Annotated in this window: 22 protein-coding genes and 1 tRNA gene; 21 read left to right on the top strand and 2 right to left on the bottom strand. The window is 37.7% G+C overall.

Translation table 11 applies throughout. From position 1 onward, the window contains the following. Window positions 1-35: 35 nt before the first annotated feature. The 14 genes from ABXT44_RS04135 to ABXT44_RS04200 all read left to right on the top strand — a co-directional run bounded on the left by ABXT44_RS04135 (window position 36) and on the right by ABXT44_RS04200 (window position 10,559). Window positions 36-965, top strand: coding sequence for a branched-chain amino acid transaminase (locus ABXT44_RS04135; protein ID WP_416688417.1), 930 nt, complete (start codon window positions 36-38; stop codon window positions 963-965). Then, complete coding sequence (locus ABXT44_RS04140) at window positions 956-1,144, top strand: zinc-finger domain-containing protein (RefSeq protein ID WP_416688294.1); 189 nt, start codon at window positions 956-958, stop codon at window positions 1,142-1,144. The genes ABXT44_RS04135 and ABXT44_RS04140 overlap by 10 nt, the downstream gene beginning before the upstream one ends. Window positions 1,145-1,164: 20 nt before the next feature. After that, the gene (locus ABXT44_RS04145) at window positions 1,165-1,680 is read left to right on the top strand and encodes a shikimate kinase (protein ID WP_416688296.1); all 516 of its coding nucleotides are present in this window, start codon (window positions 1,165-1,167) and stop codon (window positions 1,678-1,680) included. A gap of 115 nt (window positions 1,681-1,795) precedes the next feature. Then, complete coding sequence (locus tag ABXT44_RS04150) at window positions 1,796-3,172, top strand: TolC family protein (protein ID WP_416688298.1); 1,377 nt, start codon at window positions 1,796-1,798, stop codon at window positions 3,170-3,172. 2 nt (window positions 3,173-3,174) lie between these two features. Beyond that, complete coding sequence (locus ABXT44_RS04155) at window positions 3,175-4,017, top strand: lysophospholipid acyltransferase family protein (protein WP_416688300.1); 843 nt, start codon at window positions 3,175-3,177, stop codon at window positions 4,015-4,017. Between the two features lie 74 nt (window positions 4,018-4,091). After that, entirely contained in the window at window positions 4,092-4,763 is a 672-nt protein-coding gene (gene cysE, locus ABXT44_RS04160; RefSeq protein ID WP_416688301.1) for a serine O-acetyltransferase, read from the top strand. A 100-nt stretch (window positions 4,764-4,863) separates the two neighbouring features. After that, window positions 4,864-5,292, top strand: coding sequence for an Rrf2 family transcriptional regulator (locus ABXT44_RS04165; RefSeq protein WP_271541747.1), 429 nt, complete (start codon window positions 4,864-4,866; stop codon window positions 5,290-5,292). A gap of 17 nt (window positions 5,293-5,309) precedes the next feature. Further along, window positions 5,310-6,524, top strand: coding sequence for an IscS subfamily cysteine desulfurase (locus tag ABXT44_RS04170; RefSeq protein WP_416688302.1), 1,215 nt, complete (start codon window positions 5,310-5,312; stop codon window positions 6,522-6,524). Window positions 6,525-6,595: 71 nt separating this feature from the next. Next, entirely contained in the window at window positions 6,596-6,976 is a 381-nt protein-coding gene (iscU, locus tag ABXT44_RS04175; RefSeq protein ID WP_271541743.1) for a Fe-S cluster assembly scaffold IscU, read from the top strand. A gap of 5 nt (window positions 6,977-6,981) precedes the next feature. Then, window positions 6,982-7,305, top strand: coding sequence for an iron-sulfur cluster assembly protein IscA (gene iscA, locus ABXT44_RS04180; RefSeq protein WP_271541741.1), 324 nt, complete (start codon window positions 6,982-6,984; stop codon window positions 7,303-7,305). A 33-nt stretch (window positions 7,306-7,338) separates the two neighbouring features. Next, window positions 7,339-7,854 carry a Fe-S protein assembly co-chaperone HscB gene (gene hscB / locus ABXT44_RS04185; protein ID WP_416688304.1) on the top strand — a complete coding sequence of 172 codons (516 nt, stop codon included), beginning with the start codon at window positions 7,339-7,341 and terminating at the stop codon, window positions 7,852-7,854. Window positions 7,855-7,865: 11 nt separating this feature from the next. Then, the gene (gene hscA / locus ABXT44_RS04190) at window positions 7,866-9,710 is read left to right on the top strand and encodes a Fe-S protein assembly chaperone HscA (protein WP_416688305.1); all 1,845 of its coding nucleotides are present in this window, start codon (window positions 7,866-7,868) and stop codon (window positions 9,708-9,710) included. Window positions 9,711-9,728: 18 nt separating this feature from the next. Continuing rightward, a complete protein-coding gene (fdx, locus tag ABXT44_RS04195) occupies window positions 9,729-10,067 on the top strand; it encodes an ISC system 2Fe-2S type ferredoxin (protein WP_271558565.1) in 339 nt (112 codons plus the stop codon). Between the two features lie 21 nt (window positions 10,068-10,088). Continuing rightward, window positions 10,089-10,559, top strand: coding sequence for a DUF4396 domain-containing protein (locus ABXT44_RS04200; protein ID WP_416688307.1), 471 nt, complete (start codon window positions 10,089-10,091; stop codon window positions 10,557-10,559). Between the two features lie 41 nt (window positions 10,560-10,600). Here ABXT44_RS04200 and apbC read toward each other — a convergent pair whose 3' ends face one another. After that, window positions 10,601-11,683 (bottom strand): iron-sulfur cluster carrier protein ApbC, encoded by a 1,083-nt coding sequence (gene apbC, locus ABXT44_RS04205; protein WP_416688309.1) that lies wholly within the window; start codon window positions 11,681-11,683, stop codon window positions 10,601-10,603. A 90-nt stretch (window positions 11,684-11,773) separates the two neighbouring features. On the opposite strand from apbC, the gene metG reads away from it, so the two are divergent. The 7 genes from metG to ABXT44_RS04240 all read left to right on the top strand — a co-directional run bounded on the left by metG (window position 11,774) and on the right by ABXT44_RS04240 (window position 15,869). After that, on the top strand, window positions 11,774-13,414 hold the full coding sequence (metG, locus tag ABXT44_RS04210; protein ID WP_416688311.1) for a methionine--tRNA ligase: 1,641 nt from the start codon (window positions 11,774-11,776) through the stop codon (window positions 13,412-13,414). Window positions 13,415-13,429: 15 nt separating this feature from the next. Then, window positions 13,430-13,519 (top strand) — tRNA-Ser (locus ABXT44_RS04215). 50 nt (window positions 13,520-13,569) lie between these two features. After that, a complete protein-coding gene (locus tag ABXT44_RS04220; RefSeq protein WP_416688313.1) occupies window positions 13,570-13,974 on the top strand; it encodes a GIY-YIG nuclease family protein in 405 nt (134 codons plus the stop codon). Between the two features lie 168 nt (window positions 13,975-14,142). Further along, complete coding sequence (locus tag ABXT44_RS04225) at window positions 14,143-14,577, top strand: hypothetical protein (RefSeq protein ID WP_416688315.1); 435 nt, start codon at window positions 14,143-14,145, stop codon at window positions 14,575-14,577. Between the two features lie 90 nt (window positions 14,578-14,667). Next, the gene (locus tag ABXT44_RS04230) at window positions 14,668-14,811 is read left to right on the top strand and encodes a hypothetical protein (protein ID WP_416688317.1); all 144 of its coding nucleotides are present in this window, start codon (window positions 14,668-14,670) and stop codon (window positions 14,809-14,811) included. Window positions 14,812-14,953: 142 nt separating this feature from the next. Continuing rightward, the gene (locus tag ABXT44_RS04235) at window positions 14,954-15,448 is read left to right on the top strand and encodes a hypothetical protein (protein WP_416688319.1); all 495 of its coding nucleotides are present in this window, start codon (window positions 14,954-14,956) and stop codon (window positions 15,446-15,448) included. A gap of 4 nt (window positions 15,449-15,452) precedes the next feature. After that, window positions 15,453-15,869 carry a hypothetical protein gene (locus ABXT44_RS04240; protein WP_416688321.1) on the top strand — a complete coding sequence of 139 codons (417 nt, stop codon included), beginning with the start codon at window positions 15,453-15,455 and terminating at the stop codon, window positions 15,867-15,869. Between the two features lie 19 nt (window positions 15,870-15,888). Here ABXT44_RS04240 and ABXT44_RS04245 read toward each other — a convergent pair whose 3' ends face one another. Continuing rightward, the gene (locus ABXT44_RS04245; RefSeq protein WP_416688323.1) at window positions 15,889-16,797 is read right to left on the bottom strand and encodes a metallophosphoesterase; all 909 of its coding nucleotides are present in this window, start codon (window positions 16,795-16,797) and stop codon (window positions 15,889-15,891) included.

Raw genomic sequence — 16,797 nt, forward strand, 5'->3', positions numbered from 1 at the left:
TATAGTTTAATTTTTAAAAATTAAGGTTTTTTATGATGACAATGGAAGACAGAGATGGATTCATCTGGATGGATGGAGAGTGGGTTGATTGGCGTGAAGCAAAAGTTCACGTCCTAACACATACCTTGCATTATGGTATGGGCGCTTTTGAAGGTGTTCGCGCCTATGAAACATCTGAGGGGCCTGCAATTTTTAAACTTGAAAAGCACACTGAGCGCTTATTTAATTCAGCTCGGATTCTTGGAATGAGCATCCCTTTTGATGCGGATATTCTAAACCAAGCTCAAAGAGAGGTTGTTACAAAAAATAACCTAAACTCTGCCTATATAAGGCCCATGTGTTTTTATGGTTCAGAAGGAATGGGCTTAAGGGCCGACAATTTAAAGGTTCACGTAATGATAGCTGCTTGGGAGTGGGGCTCTTATTTAGGTGAAGACAATATGAAAAAAGGCATTCGAATTCGAACCTCTTCTTATATTAGGCATCATGCTCACCCCTCTTTAAGTGGGGCAAAGATGAATGGTAACTATATTAATTCAATGATGGCCCTTAAAGAGGCCCAAGATCATGGCTTTGATGAGGCCTTAATGCTTGATGTTGATGGCTTTGTTTCTGAAGGTAGCGGTGAAAATATTTTTGTAATTAAAGATGAAGTTCTCTATACACCTCATTTAACTTCTGCTTTGCCAGGAATAACTCGAGATACTATTTTTACTTTAGCAAAATCTTTGGGTTATAAAATTACTGAAAAGAAAATTTCTTGTGATGACATCTATAATGCTGATGAGGCATTCTTTACAGGAACTGCAGCAGAGGTTACGCCAATAAGAGACCTCGATGGAAACCAAATAGGAGTAGGATCTCGAGGCCTAATTACTGAGAAGCTTCAAGCTTTATATTTTGATTGCGTTCATGGGCGTAATGAAGACTATAAATATTGGATTGAGAGTGGGAGATGTTCTTGAAAAAACGAAATCATCCTGATTCCACCTTTGCTTTAGTTTCCAAAAATGAAATCCCTTTCCATTGCCCTCCAAAAGGTGAAAAGACATGGAATATGCACCCTAAAGTATTTCTTTCATTTTCGGAAGAAGGAAAATCAAAATGCCCATATTGCGGCGCTAATTATCAGTTAGATAAATAAAACTTTTTTCCCTTGAAAAAATGCAATCAAAAATAAACAATATTATTCTAGTTGGACCAATGGGTTCAGGTAAAACAACTGTTGGGTGGCGTTTATCAGAAAAGTTAAGTCTCGATTTTTTTGACTCAGATCATGAAATTATTGATAGAACAGGCGTAAGCATTGATCATATATTTGATGTTGAAGGTGAAAAAGGCTTTAGGGCTCGAGAGTCTGATGTAATAAAAAAATTATGTGTTACTCCTAATATAGTTTTAGCAACTGGAGGCGGCACAGTAATCCTTAAGGAAAATCGTGAACTGATCAAGAAAGCAGGTGCAGTGGTTTATCTTTCATCATCCGTTGATCAAATTCTTAGAAGGACCGCAAAGTCAAAAACCCGGCCTCTACTTGAAAAAAGTAACAATCGGAGAAAAACGATTACTGATATTTTAGAAGCTAGGGATTCCTTATACAAAGAGGTTGCTTCAATCATTATTAACACCAATGGAAAAAAACTTAATGAAGTGATTGATGAAATTATGGAAGCGCTATAGGCTTTATATTTTTATTTTTTGTATAAAATTCATCAAAACTTCACTAAAATATTTATTTGTTACTCTAAAATGATGCTTTTTTATGTTAATGTTTTGAACAGACAAAGGGGATACGATGTTAAAGAGAGCTAGTCTTTCGGTATTTTTGTTAATATCATCAAATGCAAGTGCCATAACCCTAAATGAATTCAGTGAAAGGTTAGTAGAAATGCATCCTTATTTTGTTCAGCTATCTCTATCTGAAAAAACAAGCCTATTGGATCAAAAAGCATCTTTAACTTACTCTGACTGGAATATAAAGGCCGGCGCAAGTGAGGCATTTACAGGTGGTGAAGATTCTTCCTCAAGACTCTATAAAGATTTGTATTCAACTAAATATGAAGTTTCTGCTAATAGAAAAGTTGAAGACTCAGGTGCTAGCGTTAATTTAAAGCACTCTTTAACTCGCAATGATAAAGACAGTAATGCCTCTCATTCAAATCTCTTGGCGTTTGATTATGTCCGCCCATTACTTCAAAATAAAGATGGCTTGAATGACCGTCTTGCTACTGATCTAGCTACGTTAGATATGATGGCAAAGAAAGTGAGCCTTGAAGAGCAAGCTGAAACATTTTTAGCATCTAAGCTTTCTAAATTTATCGATTTAGCGCTCAAACAAGAAGTTGTAAAAAACCATCAAATTTCACTTGATCTATCAAAGCAGCAGCTTGATTTGGATGAAGAAAAATATGAAAACTCGCTGATTGATAAGTCTGTTTTAATTCAACAAAAAGATTCTTATGTTAAAGCTAAGCAGCAATTACTCCAGTCCAGTAAAGAACTAATTATCGAAAGAAGAGAGCTTGCTAATCTAATAGGTTCTAAAGAGTCAGATATGATTGTTGAACTTGACTTATTCGAAGTTCATAACTTAAGTGAAATTGATCCCAGTTCTTTTGTTGAAAACTCAAGATTAATTCAAAAGTTTGACTTTGATAAAGCTAGATTTCAAAGGCAGTTAATAACTTTTGAAGACAAGACAATGCCTAGTGTTAATTTAAATTTAGGCTTGTCTTCTTTGGGTGAAGACGACAAGTATTTTGGCAGCTTTGGTAACAGAGATTACTCTTGGAGTGTTGGTGTTGATATCTCTTACCCATTAGGCTCTAGAAAAGAGCTAATAGATGTTGAGCGCGCTGAAATTAGCATTGATAATGTGGATGCTAAAAGGCAAGAGACTGAGATTACAAATGTTCAACAAATTAATTATCTGCTCGCGCAAGTTGACTTATTGTCCGAACTTGTTGTGCTTTACTTGGAGCAGGGCTCTTTAGCTGAAGAAATGGTTATTGAGGAACAGATCAAGTTTGGTGAGGCTCGTGGTCAAAAATCATTAGTGATTGCAGCAAAAAGAAATGCTAATCTTGCAAACCTGACTTATCTGCAAGCAGCTGGTACTTACCAAAAAATAGTTATTGATTACAAAGCAGCAATCGATCAATTGTATAAATAAAAATGATTCGCCTGTTTTTATCTTTATGCTCTATTTTGCCTCTTAAGATTAATCATATATTTGGGGCATTAATAGGTAAATTACTATATATTTTTGGTTCTGAAGCAAAAAAAGTTTCAGTCCAAAATATTGAAATTTGTTTTCCTGAGCTCAGCCTTAAAGACCAAAAGTCTCTTGTTAAAAATGCATTAATTCATACAGGCAAAAATTTAACCGAATCTGGTTTAATTTGGAATCAAAGCTTTTCAAAAAATGTGAACTATGTTCGTGATTTTAATGGTGAACATTATTTAGACAATCAAAAAAAAACTATTCTACTGTTACCTCATATTGGATGCTGGGAGCTAACAGGTAGGGTTCTTGCTAATACAAGAAAAGTTACGTTTATGTATAAACCACTAAAAAGTCAAAAACAAAATGATTATTTATTTAAGCGCAGAAATAAAGGTAACTTGACTATGGCTAGCGCTGATAAATCTGGAATCCTGAAGATTCAACGCGCATTAAAAAATAATGAACTTATTGGGATGTTACCTGATCAAGACCCAGGAGGGGAAGGGGGCATTATGTCTCCATTTTTTAATAAAAAGGCTAATACAATGACCTTGCTTGCTAAAATTGCAAATAAGAATGATCTGCAGGTATTAATGTTTTGGGCCAAAAGACTTCCTAAAGGAAGGGGTTATGAGCTTAATCTCGAGCCAGTTGAGCTTAATTTAAATGGTGATACTTTAGAAGACCAGGTTGCATCCATGAACAACTGTATTGAAGATTTAATTAGAAAGATGCCAGAGCAGTATATGTGGAGTTATAAACGATTTAAATCAACGCATACATACGGCTAATTATCTGAATCCAAGTAATTGTTATTTTATTGTCACAAAAATCTTGTCATTATCAATAATGGTATAATTTATCTATGAGAATTTTTGAAGATGTAAGAAGCGTGTTTGATCGCGATCCAGCAGCAAGAAATGTATTTGAAATACTTACCTGTTATTCAGGGGTCCAGGCCGTAATTATTTATCGTTTAACTCATTTATTATGGGGTTATAAGCTCTTCTGGCTTGCGCGCTTTATTTCTACTTTTGCTCGCTGGTTTACTGGTATTGAAATCCATCCTGGTGCTGTCATTGGGAGACGCTTTTTTATTGACCATGGTATGGGCGTTGTTATTGGTGAAACTGCTGAGATTGGTGATGACTGCATGATGTATCACGGAGTTACGCTCGGTGGAACCTCTTGGGATAAAGAGAAGCGCCATCCCACATTAAAAGACGGCGTAGTTATTGGGGCGGGTGCAAAAATTCTAGGCCCAATTACCCTGGGCCTTAATGTTAGAGTTGGCTCAAACTCAGTTGTAGTAAGGTCAGTTGATGACAATGACACTGTAGTTGGCATCCCAGGACGCGTCGTTGTTAAGAAGGCTAGTGAGAGCGATACGTTTGACTCTTACGCTGCAAGCTCAAGTGGTCGCTCAAATGATCCTACTATTCAAGCTGTTGATTCTATTATTGAGCGATTAGCTGAAATCGACAAGAAAATAGCCAATCTGCCTGATGATTCTAAGCCCATAAAAGAAGACTCATAAATTGTTGAAAATAAGTAATTGTTGAGTGAATTTAATACTTGACTATTTTCGTAGGTTACTAGTATAATTTCCTTGAATTTTTTAATAAACTAATAATGTTATGCAACTAACTACTAAAGGAAGATATGCAGTAACTGCAATGCTTGATCTTGCATCTAATGAGTCAGCTAAACCTGTCACATTGGATATGATTTCTCAAAGGCAAAATATCTCACTTTCTTACTTAGAGCAGCTCTTTGCTAAGTTAAGAAAAGCATCTTTGGTTAAAAGTGTTCGAGGTCCAGGAGGCGGCTATCTTTTAAATGTTAACGCTGTGGATGTTACTCTTACACAAATTATTGAAGCTGTTGATGAGAATATAGATTTACGTCGCTGTCACGGCTCAAAAGACTGTTTAAGGGGTAAGCAGTGTTTGTCACATCACTTGTGGTGTGAGGTAAGTGACCAAATAAGAGGGTTTCTGAGTACCAGAAATCTTCAACAGGTCATTGATGATTATAAAATTAATCAAGATATACAATTACATTAATTAAAGGAATATAAATAATGCTAACTCCAACTTATATGGACTATTCATCTACTACTCCAGTAGATCAACGTGTTGCTAAAAAAATGGCTAAATTCTTAACAATGGAAGGTGACTTTGGGAACCCTGCTTCACGCTCCCATTTTTATGGATGGCAGGCTGAAAAAGCGGTCGATGAGGCGCGCTCACAAGTAGCAGATTTAGTAGGGGCTGATCCAAGAGAGATTGTTTGGACTTCAGGCGCAACTGAGTCAAATAATCTAGCAATCAAAGGTATTGCGCACTTTTATGAAAAGCGTGGTAAACATATTATTACCCTAAAAACTGAACATAAAGCGGTCTTAGATACTTGCCGCCAACTAGAAAGAGAGGGTTTTGAGGTTACTTACTTAGATCCATTGCCAAATGGTTTATTGGACATGGATGTATTTAAAAAAACAATAAGAGAGGATACAATTCTTGCCTCAATTATGCATGTTAATAACGAGATTGGTGTTATCCAGGATTTACAAGCTATTGGTGATATTTGCAGAGAAAATAAGGTATTTTTTCATGTGGATGCTGCTCAATCGGTTGGAAAGTTAGAAATCAATTTAGAGTCACTTCCAGTTGATTTAATGAGCTTTTCAGCGCATAAGATTTATGGACCCAAGGGAATGGGAGCACTTTATGTGTCTCGTAAGCCAAGAGTCAGACTTGAGGCTCAGATGCATGGCGGCGGTCATGAGCGCGGAATGAGGTCTGGCACGTTAGCCACTCATCAAATTGTTGGTATTGGTGAAGCGTTTGCAATTGCTAAAGCTGAAATGAAAGATGAAGGTATAAGGGTTCAAAAACTTCGTGATAGACTTCTTGCTGGATTTTCTGACATGGAGGAGGTTGTTGTTAATGGTGATCTAGACCAAAGAATTTCAGGAAACTTGAATATAAGTTTTAACTACGTTGAAGGTGAATCGCTAATGATGGCGATTTCTGATGTAGCGGTGTCTTCTGGCTCTGCTTGCACTTCATCAAGCTTAGAGCCTTCTTATGTGCTTCGAGCTTTAGGGCTTACTGATGAACTGGCACACAGCTCTATTCGTTTCAGTGTTGGTCGATATACAACTGAAAAAGATGTTGATGATGCAATTACACTGGTTCGTGAAAAAGTTCAAAAATTAAGGGATTTATCGCCTCTATGGGATATGTTTAAGGATGGGGTTGATTTAAGTACAGTTGAATGGGCTGCGCATTAAGCAGGCTAAGTGTTTAAATCAATAAAATATAACGGTATAGAGTAAAATTAAACTTAAATTCGGAGTAATTTATGGCATATGGTAAAAAAGTAATGGATCACTATGAAAACCCACGTAATGTTGGAGTTTTAGATAAGGATGCTGCAAATGTAGGAACAGGAATGGTTGGAGCTCCTGCTTGCGGCGACGTCATGAGATTGCAAATTCAAATAAATGATGAAGGTGTAATCGAAGAGGCTAAATTTAAAACATATGGGTGCGGCTCAGCAATTGCCTCATCATCTCTTTTAACCGAGTGGGTTAAAGGAAAGACGTTGGATGAGGCAGCTCAGATTAAAAATACTGAAATTGTAGAAGAGTTAGAGCTACCTCCCGTAAAGATTCATTGTTCAGTTCTGGCTGAAGATGCAATAAAAGCAGCCATTAATGATCTGAAGAGTAAGGCTAGCTAATAATTATGGCAATAACGTTAACTGAAAAAGCGGCAGAGAGAATGAGCGATTACTTAGCTAATCGAGGCACAGGTGTCGGCGTAAGGCTCTCTGTTCAAACGACAGGCTGCTCTGGTCTTGGTTACAACATGGAATTTGTTGATGCAGTTAATGACGATGACACCCTGTTTGATGATAAGGGCGTTAAAGTTATTGTTGATGCTAAAAGCTTAATTTATATCGATGGTACTGAAGTTGATTACCAAAAAGAAGGCCTAAACGAAGGTTTTGAGTTTAACAATCCAAATTCGAAAGCTGAATGTGGTTGTGGCGAATCCTTTACTGTTTAATACGTTTTCGTTAGTTCTCAAGGTAAAACCCTAATGCAAAATTATTTTGAGTTATTTGATCTTGAAACATCATTCTTTATAGATGATGATCAGCTCAAATCTTCTTATCGAAAAGAAATATCCAGGTTTCACCCGGATAAATATGCCACAAAGAGTGAGTCTGAAAAGCTTCAAGCACTTCAGAATACATCGCTTTTAAATACAGCATTTACCTCTCTTAAAACCCCATTAAATCGTGCAAGTTATTTACTTAAGATGCAGGGTTTAGATCCATTTGATGAGAGAGATACTGTAATGAATCATGATTTTTTGATCTCTCAGATTGACTTACGTGAAGAGCTTGAGGTAATTGAGGAAGATCGAGATAGCTTTAGCTTAGAGGGCTTTTTGGAGCGTGTTGATCTTCATATTGAAGAGAATACAGAATCAATTTATAAGGCTTTTGAGCTTAAGAGTGACCTCATGGATATCAAAATGAATGTGCGAGAACTCAAGTTTTATGATCAGCTCTATAAAGAAGCTAATAAATTAATGGACGAACTGCTCTAAGGATTTAGTTTATGGCGTTATTACAAATTTCAGAGCCCGGCCAATCCACTGCGCCACACCACCACAATTTGGCTTGTGGTATTGATTTAGGTACAACCAACTCACTAGTGGCTAGCGTAATGAGTGGTGAGACAAAACTAGTTTTAGATCAAAGCGATAGGGCAATCCTTCCATCAGTCGTTTATTGTGGCTCTAAGGAGCTTATCGTTGGCCATGAAGCGCTTGATTTGGCAATAAAAGACCCAACAAACACAATTCTATCAATTAAGCGTTTTATGGGAATTGGCTATAGTGAAGCAAAAGAAATTAAAAATTTACCCTATGATTTTGAAGATCATAAAGGTAGCGTTTTATTTAAAACTGCAATTGGCAGCCTCTCAGCTATTGAAATTTCAGCAAAAATTCTCTCTACCTTAAAGACTCGAGCCGAAGGAGCTCTTGGTGGTGAGCTAAAAGGTGCGGTAATTACAGTCCCTGCATATTTCAATGATGCCCAGAGACAATCTACTAAGGACTCAGCCAAACTTGCAGGAATAAATGTCTTAAGGCTTCTTAATGAGCCAACAGCGGCTGCAATTGCATACGGTTTGGAGTCTGGCGAAGAGGGTGTTCATGCGGTTTATGATCTAGGCGGAGGTACGTTTGATATATCAATACTAAATTTCACTAAAGGAGTTTTTGAGGTCCTTTCAACGGGCGGTGACTCAAGTTTGGGCGGTGACGATTTTGATAACTTAATTTTCGATGATTGTACCCATTCACTAAATCTGACTAACTTAACTGCTTCGCAAATTCAAACAGTTAGAAAACTCTCAAAGTTAGCAAAAGAAGAGCTATCAGTCAATGAGGCTGCTGAATTTACAATTGAAGGTCAGCTCTATAAGATTACAAAGTCTCATTTTGATGATATGAGTGAGCCTCTAATCAAAAGAACATTACTTCTAACAAAGCGAGCTTTGAGAGATGCTGACGTTAATATATCTGAAGTTAAAGAGGTTATTATGGTTGGCGGCTCAACTCGAATGAGCTCAATAAGAGAGCGAGTTGGAGAAGTCTTTAATAGGCCTGTTTTGTGCTCTATTAACCCGGATGAGGTTGTAGCCAAGGGCGCTGCAATTCAGGCAAACATATTAGTCGGCAATAAAAGTAGAGACGACGTATTACTGTTAGACGTTCTGCCTCTTTCTTTAGGTCTTGAGACTATGGGCGGATTAGTGGAGAAGGTGATTCATAGAAATACCACAATACCAATCACTAGGGCTCAAGAGTTTACGACCTACAAAGATGGCCAGACTGGAATGAGTATTCATGTATTTCAGGGTGAGCGCGAGCTTACAAAAGATTGTAGATCACTCGGACGTTTCGAGTTAAAAGGAATCCCTCCAATGGTTGCCGGGAGAGCTCGCATTCTAGTTGAATTTCAAGTGGATGCAGATGGCTTGCTATCGGTTTCAGCTAAAGAGGAAACTTCTGGCGTTAAATCTGAAATAGCTATTAAGCCTTCATTTGGTCTTAGTGACTCAGATATGGAAAAAATGCTTAAAGACTCTGTTGTATTTGCCCAAGAAGATATTATCTTAAGGCAGCTTCAAGAGCAGAAAGTTGATGCAACAAGGACTATAGAGGCAATTGATTCAGCTTTACATGCTGATAAAATCCTTCTAGATGAAGCGATGCTTAAAACCATCCTTCAATCAAGAGACTATTTATCATCAATAATAGAGTCTGATGATGTTGCTCTCATAAAAAATGCAACCCTAGATCTTGAAAAAGTTAGCTCAAAATTTGTTGAGATGAGAATGAACAAGTCAATAATGAGCGCGATGAAAGGTCATAAAATTGATGAATTTAACTAATAACTATAAACTATCACTATGCCTCAATTAATTATCCTGCCAAATGAAGAATTTTGCCCTGAGGGCATTGTTATTGAAACAAATACTGGAACGAGTGTTTGCAGAGCTTTGCTTGACAACGGTATTGAAATTGAGCATGCCTGTGAAATGTCGAACGCCTGTACAACATGTCACATATACGTTCGAGAGGGTTTTGACTCAATCGAAGAGTCTGATGAAATCGAAGATGACCTTCTTGATAAAGCCTGGGGGCTTGATCCTGATTCAAGACTATCTTGTCAGGCTATTGTTCTAGAGGAAGACTTAGTTATTGAAATTCCAAGGTACACGATTAATCAGGTGTCAGAAAATCACTAAACTTTAAAAAAGAGAGTGCTTATGTTTTTAGATAAAATTAATGACGGTTTTTGGGCTTGTAAGCATACGTGGGCAAAAAGCGCTAATAATACAAAGTGGTGCCTCATTGGCTGTGCTACTGGTGAATTTGCGACATTGGCCTATTTCAGCTACTCTGGCATCACAAGTGACCTCGTTCTTTATAGTGCTGTTTGGTACTTATTTGCCGCGCTGCCTCTCATTAATGGCCTAATAACAAGTGTCATCTTGGAAACGATCATTCTTATCAGGTCAAATTTTGATTTTGCAAACGCCTTAAAAACGGCGCTAGGGATGTCTTTTATTTCAATGCTGATGATGGAAGTCGCGATGATGTTTACAGACTTGGTTTTTACAGGCGGCGTTTTGGGCCTAAATTATTTTGCGATCCCTTTAATGCTTTTAGTCGGTTTTTTAGCTCCTTGGCCCTATAATTACTGGCGCTTAAAGAAGTTTAATAAGGCTTGTCACTAACCTCTCCCAATAAAGTGAGAGGTTAGTTAATTTATAATCTCTTACTCGATTGTAATCTTTGGAAAAGCACCAATTGACTCGCTTTGAAGCGACAATGTCGCAGCAACATTCCTTGCAATTTCCTGATACATCATTGAGACTTTACTCTCTGGATCTTTAGCAACGCTAGGCGTTCCTTCGTCAACATCAGTTCTGATTTCAAGTTTAAGTGGAAGCGCCCCAAGAAACTTCGTTTTAGAGGAAGCCGCCATTCGCTCACCGCCGCCATTACCAAAAATCTCTTCAGCGTGATTACAGTTTGAGCAAATATGAATCGACATGTTTTCAACGATACCTAATATTGGAATATTTACTTTTTCGAACATCGCTAAACCTTTCTGAGCGTCAATTAGAGCAATGTCTTGAGGCGTTGTAACAATGACAGCACCGCTGACAGGAATTTTTTGGGAAAGCGTCAGCTGAGTGTCACCCGTTCCTGGCGGAAGGTCGACAATCATGTAGTCCACATTTTCCCATTCTGTGTTCTTTAAAAGCTGCTCTAAGGCCTGAGTTACCATCGGGCCGCGCCATACCATAGGAGAGGCTTCTTCAACTAAAAACCCAATAGACATTGCCTGAATGCCATGCGCCAGAACTGGCTTCATGTTGCCTTCTTTAGACTCTTCGGGCCTAAGATCTTTAACGCCTAGCATGCGCGGCTGAGAGGGGCCATAAATGTCCGCATCGAGGAGTGCAACGTTTGCACCTTCGGACTGAAGAGAGAGCGCAATGTTAACAGCAGTCGTTGACTTTCCAACGCCGCCCTTGCCTGAGGCAACAGCAATAATATTTTTAACTCCTGGCAGCGCAGGTACTCCGCCTTGAACCGCATAAGCTGCTATTTTTGACTTGATAGAAATATTTGAGTAATTAACGCCTTCCTTTGAGAGCGCTTCTTCGACAGAACCTTTAAGGTCTTCATGATAGTTAATCGCAGGATATTTAAGTAGCAATTCAACGTTCACTATCTCATCGTCAATAGATATATTTTTAACGTTCTCAGATGAAACAAGGTCTAAGCCTGTATGAACATCGATAACAGTGCTAAGAATTTTTTGTATTGAGTCTTCGGTTAAATTTGTCAATTTGGTGACCTCAGTCGGTAAAATAGCGCTATTTTATCGTACAACTATCTTGGGAATCCTTAATAATATTGGGATTATTGATAACAAATTATGACCAAACGTAGAATACTTGTTACTTCAGCTCTGCCTTATGCCAATGGTGAGATTCATTTAGGCCACTTGCTTGAATACATTCAGACAGATATCTGGGTTCGGTTTCAAAAAATGCAGGGTAATGAGTGTCATTATGTCTGCGCGGACGATGCCCACGGAACCCCAATTATGCTCAAGGCAGATGAGATGGGGATTGATCCTGAAGAGTTAATTGCAGGGGTTAGTGAGCGCCACCAGGCAGACTTTAGTGACTTCAATGTTGATTTTAGTCAGTTCCACTCTACCCACTCTGAGGAGAATCGTCATTACTCAGAGCTGATCTATTCTCGCCTTAAAGATTCAGGCTTTATTAAGACCCGCGTTATATCTCAGGCCTATGATCCTGAGAAAGAAATGTTTCTGCCAGACCGCTTCATTAAAGGCGAATGCCCTAAGTGCGGTGCTGAAGATCAGTACGGTGATAACTGTGAAGTATGCGGCGCAACCTATTCAACAACAGAGCTTAAGAATGCAAGGTCGGTTGTATCGGGCGCAGTCCCAATTGAAAAAGAGTCTGAGCACTACTTCTTTGACCTTCCTCAATTCGAACAGCAATTAAAGGAATGGACTAATGCTGGACATCTTCAAGATGAGGTAAGCAATAAATTAGCAGAATGGTTTGAGCAAGGCCTACAGCAGTGGGATATTTCTAGGGATAAGCCTTACTTTGGCTTTCAAATTCCAGGAACTGAGGATAAGTATTTCTATGTCTGGCTTGATGCGCCTATTGGCTACATGGCGAGCTTTAAAAAGCTTTGCGACAACAGTGATCTTGAGTTTGATGACTTCTTTGCTAAGGGTTCTGACACTGAGCTTTATCACTTCATTGGAAAGGACATTGTTTACTTCCATGCGCTATTTTGGCCGGCAACACTTATGGGCTCAAACTTTAGAACGCCGAACGCAATCTTTGCCCACGGCTTCTTATCGGTCAACGGTCAGAAGATGAGTAAGTCGCGTGGAACCTTTATTCAGGCGAGGACTTACTTAGAGACCCTTAATCCAGAGTGCCTTCGTTATTACTATGCCTATAAGTTATCTTCTAAGATTGATGACATTGACTTAAACCTTGAGGACTTTAAGCAGCGCGTGAATTCAGACATTGTGGGCAAGGTCGTAAACATTGCCTCAAGAAGCGCTTCGTTCGTTGTTAAGAAGTATGACAAAGAGCTGTCCGCTCAATGCATCGAGCAGGTGCTCTACGATGAGTTTGTAGCCGCTGGCCCTGAAATTGCAGCACATTATGAGGCGAGGAACTTTGGACACGCTATGCGCTCAATTATGAAGCTTGCGGACAAGGCCAATCAGTACATTGACGATAAGAAGCCATGGCAACTTGCGAAAGAAGAGGGTAAGGCGCAAGAGGTACACGAGGTAACGTCTCTAGCGATTAACCTGTTTAGAGCTTTGATGACGTATCTTAAGCCCGTGCTTCCAGAGATGGCTAAGAGTTCAGAGGAGTTCCTTAATATCGACTCACTGAACTGGGAAGACATTAAAAGCCCACTGACAAGTCATCACATCAATAAATTTAAACCGCTCATGACTCGTATTGAAGATGAGCAATTAGAGGCAATGATCGAGTCGTCTAAAGTATAAAATACCAAAAGTTTTGGAGGATTGGCAGAGCGGCTTAATGCGCACGCTTGGAAAGTGTGTAATCGGTTAAACGATTCGTGAGTTCGAATCTCACATCCTCCACCATATTTATTTGATGATTAGCATTTAGTTTCAGAATAAACTACAATGCTTTTATGATTGGATTTATCTATATTATGTCTAACCCTGCTCATCCAGGCCTATTAAAGATTGGGCAGACGAGTAAAGACCCAGATATTAGGAGAAACGACCTTAATTCAACTGGAGTTCCTGAAGATTTTATTCTAGAGTATAGGGCCCTAACAAGCGATTACCATAGACTTGAAAAAGAAATCCATCAAAAGCTAAATAATTCTCGATACCGACAAGACAGGGAGTTTTTTAAGATTGAAGTTCAAGATGCCATCACTACAATTAAAGCTGTTGCAGGAGATAGGATTGAATCTGAGAAAGACTTTTCAAACTTTGTTCCAGCATCAGCTTCTAAAAATAAAGGGGATGGATATTTAATTTTAGGAATTGCTATTTTATTTTTAATAGTTATGTCTTTAATTAGCTAATAACAATGTTTATGGAGTTTTAATGAAAATTGATATATGACTATTGATTAGTATATAAAGTAGGCATATAATTAAGTCTAAGTAAAGGAATGGTTCACCTCACGAACTGGGCATTTGTTCCTATTGTCGCCCTAGGGTTTTCCTTAAAGCACTAAAACGGAGGTTATTATGTCACACCCATACCAAAACCATATAACAGTTGTTATAGGTAAACCTGATGAAAAATTTCAAACTAAGGTTTCAGAAACCGCATTCGATGAGTGCAGGACTGAAGAAGAAGTTTGGGTTGAGTATGTATTAAGAACTTTTGATATTGGCACTATGCAGTTTAAGCCTGACTACAAAAGTCCTATTGATACGGCCTTAACCAATTTGCTTGGAGAAGAAGTACGTCTAGCTAAGCCTTTTCATGGTTTTACAAACAATGATGGAAAAACCTTTCCAGTTGTTATGTTTTATGAAGAGTTTATTCAAGACTTATCCGGCAATCCAATATCCATTCTCAAGTTTAATGATCAAATGCTAAGACAGCTTGGTGATTACTTTAAAAAGACTATAAAGTCGGATTGGATTCATATCTCTTCAACCTTTACATATAGCTAAAATCAAGCAAAGATTGGCTCGCTTAACAAGCTGGGCATTTGTTCCTATTGTCGCCCTAGGATTTCCCTTAAAGTACTAAAACGGAGGTATATGATGGGTAAAGTTACCTATAAAGAGCTGCCAAAGGATCATCCAATATTTAAAGCTGGATGGATAATTTCAACGGTTAAAAACCAAAGTCAAAAAATTAAACAATATGAGGAGGAAAGGGCAGCAGAGAAGCCCAAAAAATAATTTGTTAAATTTTTAATAATCTAAATCTTGTCACCGGTGACAAAGTGAAAAATCATCGGTGATAAATAGTTCAATATTTAACTTTTATCTTCTTGCTTGTTTTAGTAGGTAGAATAATTTATAGTTCAAAAAGATTACTAAAATGAATAAGACATTAACTTTAATTGATAATTTCTGGAGTGAAGCAGATAGGCTTCAAAAGTTTCATTATCTCGATCAAGACGGTGAATTTTGTCAGTGTACTACTGAGAAATTTATCAGAAGGTGTAAAGATTCAAAAGAAATGAGATCATTTCTTATGGTGGGTATTTTGATTGATCAGTGCATTGGTTTTCAAGTTCATGATGAATTTAAGCTTGCATTCAAATATCCTGGGCTTCATGGTCATTCAATACCAGATCAGCATCCACCATCTTGGTTTGCTGATAACTTTGCTATGCGTGACCAAATTGATTGGCGGTCTGTAAAAAATATGTTTGAAATATTGATTACTGATACCAAATCCTGGTTAGCTAAAAACTATGGTCATGAGAGAGTAGATGAGCTAAAAAAAACGCTTATTTATAAAATTGATATGAGTTTTGAAAAATATCCAGAGGGAATTCTATTGAATCATCTTGTTGAAAAATCCATTTAGTAATATGACTAAAAAAATACTTCAAGACCCTAGAATTATTGAGTTTAAATTTAAATGGTATCCTTTATTCCAAAGAGGCCCAAATGATGGTGAGAGAGTTATTCTTGAAGGAGATAAGGTTACTTTTGAAAGGAATCATCCATTTAATGATTCGAATCTTGTTGTTTCTAGTATTCCTTCTAAGAGTCAATGGGATGAATTTATTGATTTTTTAGATAGAAAAAAAATATGGAACTGGAAGAAAGATTATTTAGATTATGATGTTTTAGACGGAAGTGCTTGGAGTCTATTAATTAAAACAACTTCTTTAAAGATAGAGTCTCATGGAACTAATAAGAAGCCATCTAACTTTAATGAACTTCTCAGATCAATAAATAAATTGATGGGCATTGAAGTATTTGAAATTTTTGAGGAAGATTGAGGCTTCTTAATTTTGAAAACTATCGAGTAACAAAAACAAACTTATCTTCATCAATCTTTTGTTCACCATCCCAGCGATAAGCAACAAGCTTGCCTCCGAGTTTGGCTACACTGTAATCAATGCAAGCTATGTTTTCTGTAAGCGGCTTGATGTTACCTTCCATCCAGTAATGACCTAAGAATAATGGCTTCTCATCAGTAGGATAGGGCACCGAGTAATCCTCCTCAAGCGGAAGGTCTGGAATATACTTCAAGGCATCTTTCGGGCCCATAAATAACTCCTTGTATGTTTTAGCTTTTTTCTCCCAAAACTTAATGCGTATGTGACTTCTTTCGTTTTTATCTTTGTCAAAGAAAGTTTGTCCTTTAGGAAGACGAATTTCTTTGCCTTTTAATAAAGTTTCTATGGCTCTATATTCCACTGTACTTTTGTCAGAAGATTTTTTTAAGACGCCATCTTTAAGTGATTTGCCAAGTTTATTGATTAAATCAGAGTCCCAGCAAGCATGAATCACCCTTAAACCATCCAAATCTAGCCAAAAAGGCAGAGTTTTAAACCAGTCAATAACACTTTTATATTCTTCAGGATAGTCGGCATAAGCCATTAAAAAAGCTTTGTGCTGTTTAATATTTTTTTTATTGTGCTCTCTGTAATAGCCGCCTTTGCCATTTTCTGTATAGTATGCGATGGCATTATATTCGTGATTTCCCATAACACTTAAGGCAAAACCATTTTCAATCATCGGTCTTACAATATTTATAACCTCTTTCTGCTGGTCACCTCGATCAATAAAATCCCCCAGAAAAATTACTTTTCTGTTTTCATGCTGCCAGATATTATTTTTCTTTGTGTATGAGAGTTTTTCAAGCAGCTGAATGAGCTCATTAGCTTGTCCGTGAATGTCTCCAATTAAGTCAAAAAATTGCAT

The organism is Candidatus Pseudothioglobus sp. Uisw_041 (genome assembly GCF_048087625.1).
In the GTDB taxonomy this organism is placed as follows: Bacteria; Pseudomonadota; Gammaproteobacteria; order PS1; family Pseudothioglobaceae; genus Pseudothioglobus.

What these genes read in the sequence shown, in the direction of transcription:
- ABXT44_RS04135 (WP_416688417.1), top strand. Translation starts at nt 36, where the DNA reads ATGACAATGGAAGACAGAGATGGATTCATCTGGATGGATGGAGAGTGG.
- ABXT44_RS04140 (WP_416688294.1), top strand. Translation starts at nt 956, where the DNA reads ATGTTCTTGAAAAAACGAAATCATCCTGATTCCACCTTTGCTTTAGTT.
- ABXT44_RS04145 (WP_416688296.1), top strand. Translation starts at nt 1,165, where the DNA reads ATGCAATCAAAAATAAACAATATTATTCTAGTTGGACCAATGGGTTCA.
- ABXT44_RS04150 (WP_416688298.1), top strand. Translation starts at nt 1,796, where the DNA reads ATGTTAAAGAGAGCTAGTCTTTCGGTATTTTTGTTAATATCATCAAAT.
- ABXT44_RS04155 (WP_416688300.1), top strand. Translation starts at nt 3,175, where the DNA reads ATGATTCGCCTGTTTTTATCTTTATGCTCTATTTTGCCTCTTAAGATT.
- cysE (WP_416688301.1), top strand. Translation starts at nt 4,092, where the DNA reads ATGAGAATTTTTGAAGATGTAAGAAGCGTGTTTGATCGCGATCCAGCA.
- ABXT44_RS04165 (WP_271541747.1), top strand. Translation starts at nt 4,864, where the DNA reads ATGCAACTAACTACTAAAGGAAGATATGCAGTAACTGCAATGCTTGAT.
- ABXT44_RS04170 (WP_416688302.1), top strand. Translation starts at nt 5,310, where the DNA reads ATGCTAACTCCAACTTATATGGACTATTCATCTACTACTCCAGTAGAT.
- iscU (WP_271541743.1), top strand. Translation starts at nt 6,596, where the DNA reads ATGGCATATGGTAAAAAAGTAATGGATCACTATGAAAACCCACGTAAT.
- iscA (WP_271541741.1), top strand. Translation starts at nt 6,982, where the DNA reads ATGGCAATAACGTTAACTGAAAAAGCGGCAGAGAGAATGAGCGATTAC.
- hscB (WP_416688304.1), top strand. Translation starts at nt 7,339, where the DNA reads ATGCAAAATTATTTTGAGTTATTTGATCTTGAAACATCATTCTTTATA.
- hscA (WP_416688305.1), top strand. Translation starts at nt 7,866, where the DNA reads ATGGCGTTATTACAAATTTCAGAGCCCGGCCAATCCACTGCGCCACAC.
- fdx (WP_271558565.1), top strand. Translation starts at nt 9,729, where the DNA reads ATGCCTCAATTAATTATCCTGCCAAATGAAGAATTTTGCCCTGAGGGC.
- ABXT44_RS04200 (WP_416688307.1), top strand. Translation starts at nt 10,089, where the DNA reads ATGTTTTTAGATAAAATTAATGACGGTTTTTGGGCTTGTAAGCATACG.
- metG (WP_416688311.1), top strand. Translation starts at nt 11,774, where the DNA reads ATGACCAAACGTAGAATACTTGTTACTTCAGCTCTGCCTTATGCCAAT.
- ABXT44_RS04220 (WP_416688313.1), top strand. Translation starts at nt 13,570, where the DNA reads ATGATTGGATTTATCTATATTATGTCTAACCCTGCTCATCCAGGCCTA.
- ABXT44_RS04225 (WP_416688315.1), top strand. Translation starts at nt 14,143, where the DNA reads ATGTCACACCCATACCAAAACCATATAACAGTTGTTATAGGTAAACCT.
- ABXT44_RS04230 (WP_416688317.1), top strand. Translation starts at nt 14,668, where the DNA reads ATGATGGGTAAAGTTACCTATAAAGAGCTGCCAAAGGATCATCCAATA.
- ABXT44_RS04235 (WP_416688319.1), top strand. Translation starts at nt 14,954, where the DNA reads ATGAATAAGACATTAACTTTAATTGATAATTTCTGGAGTGAAGCAGAT.
- ABXT44_RS04240 (WP_416688321.1), top strand. Translation starts at nt 15,453, where the DNA reads ATGACTAAAAAAATACTTCAAGACCCTAGAATTATTGAGTTTAAATTT.
- ABXT44_RS04245 (WP_416688323.1), bottom strand. Translation starts at nt 16,797, where the DNA reads ATGCAATTTTTTGACTTAATTGGAGACATTCACGGACAAGCTAATGAG.